We start from the raw sequence: 10,339 nt of genomic DNA, 5'->3' as shown, positions 1-10,339 counted from the left end.
TGCAGTCGACTCGGTCTACAGTCAAACCCAAATGGCATCCCACAGCGGATAGTCACCAAACTTCTTTACCAGCCCGGCCCTGAGTGGATTGGCTACGATGTAACGTGCAATCCCCTCAAGGCTTTCCTCTCGACGCACGGCATGATCATGAAAGCCCGGCTGCCAGAGGCGACCTTGGCGGCCAGCCACCGCATTTACCACTCGGGTGCTCTTGGACTTCACTTGTCGCATCAAGTCGGCAAGCGAACCTTTCTCCAGAGAAACAAGCCAATGGAAATGATCAGGCATTACTACCCAGGCCAATGAGGTTGCGAGCCCTTTATATTGAGCGATCCTGAATTGGTGTACGACCAGACGGCCAAGTCTGAAGTCGCTGAAGATGGGCTCACGTTCAAGGGTGTTGGTGGTGAGCAGGTAAATGCGGTTGGATTCGTTATAGCGACCGATGCGCAGGCGTTTTGAAGCAGGTAGATCAGGCATTCCTTGGCCTCTCTTCAGATGGTGTTCTGAGAGGCTAGACTGAGGGGCGAAGGCTGATAGGCAGGCTTTTAGCAGGATGTGTCTGGATTGGCGCTATCGCGGGCAAGCCCGCTCCCACAGGGGATTGTGACCATTTTACATTTGGTGTCCCGCGCAAATCCGTGTGGGAGCTGGCTTGCCTGCGATAGCCTCTGCGCGGTCTATCAATCCGGCTCACACCCCTTGAGCACCAACCGAATGATCGTCTGCGCCGCCGCCTCATAATCGGCCTCATCCAGCTTGGCCTTGCCGGTTACCGCCGAGATCTGCCAGTCGAAATCGGCATAGGTCTGGGTGGCTGCCCAGATGCTGAACATCAGGTGGTTGGGGTCAATCGCGGCGATCAGGCCGCGGTCCACCCAGTGTTGGATACAGTCGATATTGTGCTTGGCCTGGGCATTGAGCTGTTCAACCTGGTCGGCGCTCAGGTGTGGGGCGCCGTGCATGATTTCGCTGGCGAAGACCTTGGAGGCGAACGGCAGGTCGCGGGAGATGCGGATTTTGGAGCGGATGTAGTTGCTCAATACTTCCTTGGGCTCGCCTTCTGGGTTGAACGGCGTGGAGGCGGCCAGGATCGGCTCGATAATGCTTTCGAGCACCTCGCGGTAGAGGTTGTCCTTGGACTTGAAGTAGTAATAGACGTTGGGCTTGGGCAGCCCGGCCTTGGCGGCGATGTCGCTGGTTTTGGTCGCGGCGAAGCCCTTGTCGGCAAACTCCTCGCTCGCCGCCCGCAGGATTTTTTCTTTGTTGCGCTCGCGAATGCTGCTCATAAACCAGACGTTTCCTTGCCATGACAGGCGGTTGCGCATGGTAGCACCGGCCATCCGCAAGCCTCAACAATCTGCCCGCAAGGCCTTGCGCCGCGCTATGCTCGCGCCATCTCTCTCTAACGGAAGTCCGGTTCATGGCAGGAAGCAGCTTGTTGGTGTTGATCGACGATATCGCGGCGGTACTCGATGACGTCGCGTTGATGACAAAAATGGCCGCCAAGAAGACATCGGGCGTGCTGGGCGATGACCTTGCACTGAACGCCCAGCAGGTCTCCGGCGTGCGCGCCGAGCGGGAAATTCCCGTGGTGTGGGCGGTGGCCAAGGGCTCGTTTATCAATAAATTGATCCTGGTGCCGACGGCCCTGTTGATCAGCGCCTTCGCTCCGTGGGCGGTGATACCACTGTTGATGCTCGGCGGCGCCTACCTGTGTTTCGAGGGCTTCGAAAAACTCGCGCACAAATTCCTGCACAGCAAGGCTGAAGATCAAGCCGAACACGCGCAGTTGGCTGAAGCGGTGGCCGACCCGGCAACCGATCTGGTGGCGTTCGAGAAAGACAAGATCAAGGGTGCCATCCGTACCGACTTCATTCTGTCCGCCGAAATCATTGCCATCACCCTCGGCATCGTCGCCGACGCGCAGCTCACGCAACAGGTGATTGTGCTGTCGGGTATCGCCATTGTCATGACCATCGGCGTATATGGATTGGTGGCCGGTATCGTCAAGCTCGACGACCTGGGGCTGTGGCTGACGCAGAAGCCGGGTCAGGTGGCGCGCAGTATTGGCGGCGCGATCCTGAGTGCGGCCCCCTACATGATGAAGAGCCTGTCAGTGATCGGCACCGCCGCGATGTTCATGGTCGGTGGCGGCATCCTCACCCATGGCGTGCCGGTTGTGCATCACTGGATCGAAACCGTGAGCCAGAGCACTGGGGCGTTCGCGTGGTTGATGCCGACGTTGCTCAATGCGGTGGCGGGAATCATCGCAGGCGCCGTCGTCCTGGCAGTGGTCAGCGTGGTGGGCAAGGGTTGGAAAGCACTGCGAGGGTGAGACGGCAGGCATAAAAAAGGCCATTCAATCGAATGGCCTTTTTTTGTCGCTGCTGTTTATTCGGCGATCTGCAATTTGCGCGATTCGGTGTAGATATACCGCACCTTCTCATACTCGAACGGCGAGTTCATCTGGCCGTAGCGGAAGCTGGTCTGGTAGCGCTTATCGACGGCACGCAGGGCCCAGACTTCCGGATGGTTGGAGCTGACTTCGGATACGTTGAGGAAGTTGATCTGCGATTCGGCGCTGTAGTCCACCAGCAGGCCGCCGGTGTCACGCAGGTTCGATGGGCCGAAGATCGGCAGCATCACATAGGCGCCACCCGGTACACCGTAGAAGCCCAGGGTCTGGCCGAAGTCTTCGCTCTGGCGCGGCAGGCCCATGGCGGTCGCCGGGTCCCACAGGCCCGCGATGCCAATGGTGGTATTGACCAGCAGGCGCCCGGTGGTTTCCAGCGAGCGATGGCCCTTGAGCTGCAACAAGCTGTTCATCAGGTTGGGCACATCGCCCAAATTGTTGAAGAAGTTGCTCACGCCGGTGCGCAGGAAGCTCGGCGTGACGTAGCGGTAACCGTTTACTACCGGCAGGAATACCCACTGGTCGAAGCGATAGTTGAAGTGGTACACGCGGCGGTTCCACGACTCCAGTGGGTCGTAGACGTTAAGCGCGGTGAGCGTGGAGCGTTCGAACTCACGCTGGTCCAAGCCTGGGTTGAACTTGAGCTTGGTCAGCGGCTCCTTGAAGCCGTCGACATCGACCTTGACGGGTTCTTGGGCCTTGCTGTTGTCGGCATTGGCCACGCCTGCGCACATCAGTGCGGCGAGCAGCAGAAGATATTTAGCCACGGAAGAACTCCAGCATGGCGTCGGCGTTGACGCGGTAATTGAGGTTGCCGCAGTGGCCGCCCAGCGGGTAGACGGTCAAGCGATCGCCGAAGGTTTTACGCAGGAAACCCAGGTCGCCAGGGCCGAGGATCACATCGTCGGCGTTATGCATCACGGCGATTTTCGGGCTGTCGCGCAGGTAGTCCTTGAGTGCGTACAGGCTGACCTGGTCGATCAGTTGCAGCAGGCTGCCGCCATCGGAACGAGCGCGCCACATCGGGATCACTTGTTCGGTGAGGTAGCAGTCGAAGTCACACTGCAGGGCACGCTTGAGGAACGGCGTGAGGCTGGTGCCTTCGGTGATCGGGTACTTGGGCGGAATGATCAGGCCACGGCGGTTGATCAAGTCCGAAGTGAACGCAATGTCAGCGGCCGAGAAGCGGAACGAGGTACCGATCAGCATGGCCATCTGTTCATTGCTCAGGTGCTGCTTGGACTGCTGGAAGTCATAGAGCAAGGCATCGTTGAGGTCGATGTAGCCTTTTTGCTGGAAGTAACGCGTCAGTTTGCTCAGCACCAACTCATAGAAGGTGGTGCTGTTGTTGATGCCCTTGACCTCGGTCTGCACCAGCTTGTCGAGGTTGGTGATCGAGGTATAGAGGTTGACCGGCGGGTTGAGCAGCAGCACTTTCTTGAAGTTGAAGCTGCGGCGGGTCTCATCCAGCTTGCTGACAAACGCCGCATCCAGGGCGCCCAGGCTGTAGCCGGTGAGGTAGAAATCGGTCACTGGCAACGAGGCGTTCTGCGCGCGTACGGCTTGCATCACGCGGTACATGTCTTCGGCGTCTTCCTGGGTGATGCCAGGGGTGGCGAAGCGCGAAGCGGCGCTGATGAAGTCGAAGCTGGTTGGCGAGGAGAGCTGCACCACATGGTAGCCGGCCTGGTAATACAGCTTTTTCAGGTATTCGTTGATGCTGCTGTCAAAGCGTGCACCGGTGCCGGCGATCAGGAAGATCAGCGGTGCAGCACGGTCCTGCTTGGCGATGCGGTAGGTGAGTTTTTTCACCGCCCAGAAATTGTCCGGCAGGCTGAACTCGCGCTCGGGGCGCATCGTCAGGGTGTAGTCGGACTGGTTGATCTCGTCATCTGTCGGCAGGGTTGGCCGCAGATCGGGAGGCGTGGTGGCGATGGTCGCTTCGAACGGGTTGGTCAAAGGGTAGCCATAGCTGGCTTGGTCGATATCGACGGCCAGTGCTGACGCACTCAAAAATAGGCTGCCCAGCAAGGCAGCACAGCGCAAGGAACGGAGCATGACTAAATCCCTAAGAGGAACGGGCTGAATGAAGTTCGCAGGCTATGACCACCGCCTTGTCACCGAAGTGCCAGCACTCGGCACGAAAAGTCGGAAAAAACGTCGGAATCGGGGTAATAGTAGCGAGACGATACACTTTGCCATGCTTTGTTGAACAGATATCTGTGCGAACACCTTGCTAACGGCCGCCGTGGGATTAAGCTGGGCGCCGTTTTTGCCTATCGGAGTGCCCCATGTCCCGTCGTTTGCCGTTGATCCTGCTGCTTATTGCCCTGCCGTTATGGCTGGCCGCCAGTTATGCCGCACGCTATGGCTTTATGGAGGATGGGCAATGGGTTGGCATCTGCGCTGATGAGGCCGGCCGCTGGGAATGCCAGGTGCGTTCGAATTTGGGGTTGATGATTCATTTCAAGCTGCTGGGGTGGGCGGCGTTGATCACCTCGGTGCTGGGCTTTTTTGTACCGGGGCGTGCGGGATGGGCGTTGGCGGTAGTGGGGTTGGTGTTCGGGTTGCCGGCACTGGCGTTGTACAACACGACGTTTGCGGTGTTTGCGGTGGTGATTGCGGGGTTGCGGTTGGTCAGGAAGCCGCGCGGCGCCTGATGTGCCCTCATCGCAGGCAAGCCAGCTCCCACATTTGACCGTGCTCACAGATAGAAATGTGTGAACCCAATCAACGGTGGGAGCTGGCTTGCCTGCGATAGCGGTGTCAAGCCTTGCGCACTCGCAAGCAACGCCACAAAGCCGCAACCATCAGCACGCTGACCACTGCCCAACCCCAGGCCTGCTGATTCAATAGCCCTTCGCGGTACAACTGCGGCGCAACGCCGGCACCGATGATAAAGGCCAGCAACGCAATCTCCCGACGCGGTCCGGTCACCGGGCGTATCAGGTACACCAGGGCCGGCAACACCAGCGCTGCGCTCGGGAAGCTGCGATAGCGCGGGTCAAACACCAGCGCCAGCATCATCACCGCACCGGCAAACCCGGCGATAGCCACCAGCCAACCGGCGCGCTGCTCCAGCCAGTTGAGCCCGCGCTCACGCCAGCCTTCGCGGGCGCTGAGGGCCAGGGCGGCATGGGCCAGCACCAGCAGGTTCAGCACCACCAGCAAGCCTGCCCATACCCATTCATCGCTGAAGCGCGCGGTAACGCGGGTCAGTTCGGCCCAACTGCCGATTGAGCACGCTGCGACGGCCCCTAGCAACGGCAGTATTAACGCAGAGCGAGTGCTGCGAACGCGGCCGCCGAGCACCAGGGTGCCTAGCAGGATGAGCCCGCCGACGCCCAGCCACATCGGCCAGTACGGCACATTGGTCACCGGGCCGGCGAGGATACCTTTGTCCTGACGGTCTGCATCGAACAGCCCCCAGTAACCGCCCACAGCCCCTTCGCTCGCACGTTTCCATGGCTGGTCAAAGGCTTCTATCAGGTTGTAGCGCCAGCCATTGGCTTCGGCCATGGCCACGAAACCGCGCATGAACCTGGCTTCATTGACCCGGCTGGGCACGGCGGTTTCGCGCTGGCGGCCTTCGCTGGGCCAGCCGGTTTCGCCGATCACGATGTCCTTGGGCGCGAATTTATGGCCGAAGGTCTGGCGCACATCGCCCACATGCTTGAGCGCCTGGTCGATGCCGGACGGCTCATCCTCCCAGTACGGCAGCAGGTGAATGGTCAGGAAGTCCACCGCCGGCTCGATTTCCGGGTGTTGCAGCCAGAACTCCCAGACATCGGCATAGGTGACGGGCTGCTTGATCTGGCTTTTAACCTGATGGATCAGCGCCACCAATTGCTTGGCAGTGACTTCCTTGCGCAGCAGGGCTTCGTTGCCGACGATCACCGAGGTCACCACGTCCGGGCTGGCGTTGGCCGCCGCGATCAACTCGTTGATCTCTTTTTCGGTCGCCACGGGGTCACTGCTGACCCAGGCGCCGGCCATCACTTTCAACCCATGCTTGCGCGCCATGTCTGGCAGGGCCTCCAAGCCGGTCATGGAGTAGGTGCGAATGCATTCAAAGCGCGTGGCAAGCAGCGCCAGGTCGGCGTCCATGCGCTCGGGGCGCAGCGTGAACGGTTGGTCGAATGGGGATTGGTCTTTGTCGAACGGCGTGTAGGACGCACATTGCAGCTTATGGCTGGCGCTGGCGACGTCTGGCAACACCACGGGCCGGCCGAGGCCGTACCAGTAGCCGACAAGGGCAAGCACGCCGAGGATCAAGGCGAAGAAATAGGGCAGGGCAGGGAAGCGGGCAGTCGCGGGCATGGTCGGCTTATCTGGGGGAGCAAAGGCGCGCATCTTACCCGGATTTGCCGCAGCCCAGTGCGGCTGCATAATTTTGACATGCAAACTTCGGGCGGGATTCTGGCGATAACGCCTACAAAGCGTCCTGCTGGCGATGTGATGTCGTTTCCTGCTCAACCAAGGTCGCTGACAGAGCAGGGCAAATGCCTACGCAGGTTGAAGATAAAACTGTCAGTACTCCACTGATGCCTCAGCAACCGGATCGATGCGCGTGAAGGGGGCGCGGTGCACCCTATAACAACAGTTTGACGTCGCTCGGCATCCGTCGGGCGCAGCACTTTCGGGGAAGTACTATGAAGATGCGACGACTCTTGGGCGCAGCTGCCACTCTGGTAGTTGCGATGGGCTCCACACTGGCCAGTGCCGACAGCAAGACCCTGAGCATCGGCTACGTGGACGGCTGGTCCGACAGCGTGGCCACCACTCATGTGGCGGCAGAGGTGATCAAGCAAAAGCTGGGCTACGACGTAAAACTGCAAGCGGTTGCCACCGGGATCATGTGGCAGGGCGTCGCCACCGGCAAACTCGATGCCATGCTTTCTGCCTGGCTACCGGTGACCCACGGTGAATACTGGACCAAGAACAAGGACAAGGTGGTCGACTACGGCCCCAACTTCAAAGATGCCAAGATCGGCCTGATCGTGCCGGAGTACGTCAAGGCCAAGTCCATTGAAGACCTCAAGACCGATACCACCTTCAAGAGCAAGATCGTCGGCATCGACGCCGGTTCAGGCGTAATGCTCAAGACCGACGAAGCTATCAAGCAATATGGCCTGGACTACAAACTGCAAGCCAGCTCGGGTGCGGCGATGATTGCCGAGCTGACCCGCGCCGAAGACAAGCAGGAGTCGATTGCGGTCACCGGTTGGGTGCCGCACTGGATGTTCGCCAAGTGGAAACTGCGTTTCCTGGACGACCCAAAAGGGATTTATGGTGCTGCTGAAACCGTCAACAGCATCGGCAGCAAGGGCCTGGAGAAGAAAGCGCCGGAAGTCGCAGCCTTCCTGAAGAAATTCCAGTGGGCCTCCAAGGATGAAATCGGTGAAGTCATGCTGGCGATTCAAGAAGGCGCCAAGCCGGACGCCGCGGCCAAGGACTGGGTAGCCAAGCACCCCGAGCGCGTCGCCGAATGGACCGCTAAATAACCCCGCCCCAATTGTAGGAGCGAGCTTGCTCGCGAAGAACGCATAGGCACCGCGATCATCCAGAATGAACGCGTTATCGTTGACGTTTTTCGCGAGCAAGCTCGCTCCTACATTTTTTACAAATCCTCGCTAAGCTCGATCTACTACTAAGGTCGTCTGGAACCCATTGCGCAGCCGCATACAGTGGATACGTTCCAAAATAATAAAAAGCTGTGCTGCGAGGATAAAAACAATGAACGACAGCATTTACCTCTCGATTCAAAACAGCCCGCGTTTCAAGGAGCTGGTCAGGAAAAGGGAAAGGTTCGCCTGGATTCTCTCGGCGATCATGCTTGGGCTTTACTCCGCTTTCATCCTGTTGATCGCCTACGGGCCACAAGTACTGGGGGCCAAGATCAGCCCTGGTTCCTCGATTACCTGGGGCATTCCTCTGGGCGTCGGGCTGATTGTGTCGGCCTTCATTCTCACCGGCATCTATGTGCGTCGGGCCAACGGCGAATTTGACGACCTGAACAATGCGATTCTCAAGGAGGCTGCGCAATGATCCGGCGTCTATTGGCTCTATTCGGTGCTTCGTTGTTGGCTCCGGCCGTTTGGGCGGCGGACGCATTGACCGGTGAAGTGCACAAGCAACCGCTGAACATCTCGGCCATTGTGATGTTCGTCGCGTTTGTCGGCGCCACCCTGTGCATCACTTACTGGGCGTCCAAGCGCAACAAATCGGCGGCGGACTACTATGCGGCGGGCGGTAAGATCACCGGTTTTCAGAACGGTCTGGCGATTGCCGGTGACTACATGTCGGCGGCGTCCTTTCTGGGGATTTCCGCGCTGGTGTTCACCTCCGGCTACGACGGCTTGATCTACTCGATCGGCTTCCTTGTGGGCTGGCCGATCATTCTGTTCCTGATCGCCGAGCGCTTGCGTAACCTGGGCAAATACACCTTTGCCGACGTGGCGTCCTATCGCCTGGGGCAAACCCAGATCCGCAGCCTGTCGGCCTGTGGCTCGCTGGTGGTGGTGGCGTTCTACCTGATCGCGCAGATGGTCGGCGCGGGCAAGCTGATCCAGCTGCTGTTTGGCCTTGATTACCATGTGGCGGTGATCCTGGTGGGTATCCTGATGTGCATGTACGTGCTGTTCGGCGGCATGTTGGCGACCACCTGGGTGCAGATCATCAAGGCGGTGCTGTTGCTGTCCGGTGCCTCGTTCATGGCGCTGATGGTGATGAAGCACGTCAACTTTGACTTCAACATGCTGTTCTCCGAGGCGATCAAGGTTCACCCCAAAGGTGAGGCGATCATGAGCCCAGGCGGCCTGGTGAAAGACCCGATCTCGGCATTCTCCCTGGGCCTGGCACTGATGTTCGGTACCGCTGGCCTGCCGCACATCCTGATGCGCTTCTTCACGGTGAGCGACGCCAAGGAAGCGCGTAAGAGCGTGCTGTACGCTACCGGCTTCATCGGCTACTTCTATATCCTGACCTTCATCATCGGCTTCGGCGCGATCCTTTTGGTCAGCACCAACCCGGCGTTCAAGGATGCAGCGGGCGCCTTGCTCGGTGGTAATAACATGGCGGCGGTGCACCTGGCCAACGCGGTGGGTGGCAGTATCTTCCTGGGCTTCATCTCGGCCGTGGCGTTTGCCACCATCCTGGCAGTGGTTGCCGGCTTGACCCTGGCGGGTGCTTCGGCGGTGTCCCATGACCTGTATGCCAGCGTGATCAAGAAGGGCAAGGCCAACGAGAAAGATGAGATTCGCGTGTCGAAGATCACTACCGTAGCCTTGGGTGTATTGGCCATCGGCCTGGGTATCCTGTTCGAAAGCCAGAACATCGCGTTCATGGTCGGCCTGGCGTTCTCCATCGCCGCCAGCTGTAACTTCCCGGTGCTGCTGCTTTCCATGTACTGGAAAAACCTCACCACCCGTGGCGCCATGATTGGCGGCTGGCTGGGCTTGATCAGCGCCGTGGGCCTGATGATCCTCGGTCCGACCATCTGGGTGTCGATCCTGCACCATGAAAAGGCGATCTTCCCGTACGAGTACCCGGCGCTGTTCTCGATGATCATTGCGTTCGTCGGCATCTGGTTCTTCTCCATCACCGACAAGTCGGCGGCGGCAGAGAAAGAGCGTGCGCTGTACTTCCCACAGTTTGTGCGTTCGCAGACTGGCCTGGGGGCGAGTGGGGCGGTTAATCACTAAGTCGTCAGCTGCATAAGAGATACCCCGGTCGCAAGGCCGGGGTATTTTTTTGCCTGGGCTGGCCTCATCGCGGCATAGGTATCTACATAACTCTGTAAGCTCAACGGTAACCACGATGCGAAGCGAGCCGCTCTTGATCTGCTTTTGATCTTAGGCGGCCCCCCAAATCACTGGCGGATTACGGGCACACCGAGCCTAAGCGAGGTGCCGAGTGGTGGGG

The 10,339-nt window shown here is 59.2% G+C and carries 10 protein-coding genes; 5 read left to right on the top strand and 5 right to left on the bottom strand.

Annotated elements, in window-relative coordinates:
* Positions 1–21: 21 nt before the first annotated feature.
* Positions 22–480: an REP-associated tyrosine transposase gene (locus tag ODQ19_RS20850; protein WP_116666059.1), complete on the bottom strand. Its 459-nt coding sequence runs from the start codon at positions 478–480 to the stop codon at positions 22–24.
* A gap of 203 nt (positions 481–683) precedes the next feature.
* The gene (locus tag ODQ19_RS20845; protein ID WP_116666068.1) at positions 684–1,289 is read right to left on the bottom strand and encodes a TetR/AcrR family transcriptional regulator; all 606 of its coding nucleotides are present in this window, start codon (positions 1,287–1,289) and stop codon (positions 684–686) included.
* Between the two features lie 134 nt (positions 1,290–1,423).
* Between ODQ19_RS20845 and ODQ19_RS20840 the strand changes: the two genes are divergently transcribed.
* Positions 1,424–2,338 carry a DUF808 domain-containing protein gene (locus ODQ19_RS20840; RefSeq protein WP_186608067.1) on the top strand — a complete coding sequence of 305 codons (915 nt, stop codon included), beginning with the start codon at positions 1,424–1,426 and terminating at the stop codon, positions 2,336–2,338.
* A gap of 56 nt (positions 2,339–2,394) precedes the next feature.
* Here ODQ19_RS20840 and ODQ19_RS20835 read toward each other — a convergent pair whose 3' ends face one another.
* Both ODQ19_RS20835 and ODQ19_RS20830 read right to left on the bottom strand, forming a co-directional pair.
* On the bottom strand, positions 2,395–3,183 hold the full coding sequence (locus ODQ19_RS20835; RefSeq protein WP_330211124.1) for an MlaA family lipoprotein: 789 nt from the start codon (positions 3,181–3,183) through the stop codon (positions 2,395–2,397).
* Entirely contained in the window at positions 3,176–4,474 is a 1,299-nt protein-coding gene (locus ODQ19_RS20830; protein WP_003189995.1) for a serine protein kinase PrkA, read from the bottom strand. The genes ODQ19_RS20835 and ODQ19_RS20830 overlap by 8 nt, the downstream gene beginning before the upstream one ends.
* Positions 4,475–4,707: 233 nt before the next feature.
* On the opposite strand from ODQ19_RS20830, the gene ODQ19_RS20825 reads away from it, so the two are divergent.
* A complete protein-coding gene (locus ODQ19_RS20825; RefSeq protein ID WP_330211123.1) occupies positions 4,708–5,076 on the top strand; it encodes a hypothetical protein in 369 nt (122 codons plus the stop codon).
* A gap of 106 nt (positions 5,077–5,182) precedes the next feature.
* On the opposite strand, the gene ODQ19_RS20820 is transcribed toward ODQ19_RS20825, so the two are convergent.
* Positions 5,183–6,736, bottom strand: a complete 1,554-nt coding sequence (locus tag ODQ19_RS20820) for a glycoside hydrolase family 17 protein (protein ID WP_330211122.1) — start codon at positions 6,734–6,736, stop codon at positions 5,183–5,185.
* 332 nt (positions 6,737–7,068) lie between these two features.
* Here ODQ19_RS20820 and ODQ19_RS20815 point away from each other — a divergent pair, with 332 nt between their 5' ends.
* The 3 genes from ODQ19_RS20815 (at position 7,069) to ODQ19_RS20805 (ending at position 10,119) form a co-directional block, all read left to right on the top strand.
* The gene (locus tag ODQ19_RS20815) at positions 7,069–7,920 is read left to right on the top strand and encodes a glycine betaine ABC transporter substrate-binding protein (RefSeq protein ID WP_330211121.1); all 852 of its coding nucleotides are present in this window, start codon (positions 7,069–7,071) and stop codon (positions 7,918–7,920) included.
* 232 nt (positions 7,921–8,152) lie between these two features.
* Positions 8,153–8,464 carry a DUF485 domain-containing protein gene (locus ODQ19_RS20810; RefSeq protein ID WP_003190001.1) on the top strand — a complete coding sequence of 104 codons (312 nt, stop codon included), beginning with the start codon at positions 8,153–8,155 and terminating at the stop codon, positions 8,462–8,464.
* A complete protein-coding gene (locus ODQ19_RS20805; protein ID WP_003190002.1) occupies positions 8,461–10,119 on the top strand; it encodes a cation acetate symporter in 1,659 nt (552 codons plus the stop codon). Before ODQ19_RS20810 ends, ODQ19_RS20805 begins: the two co-directional genes overlap by 4 nt.
* The last annotated feature ends 220 nt before the right edge of the window (positions 10,120–10,339 follow it).

The organism is Pseudomonas sp. AM4(2022) (genome assembly GCF_036346515.1).
Classification (GTDB): domain Bacteria; phylum Pseudomonadota; class Gammaproteobacteria; order Pseudomonadales; family Pseudomonadaceae; genus Aquipseudomonas; species Aquipseudomonas paracarnis.
This window is presented reverse-complemented; position numbering and strand designations above follow the sequence as displayed.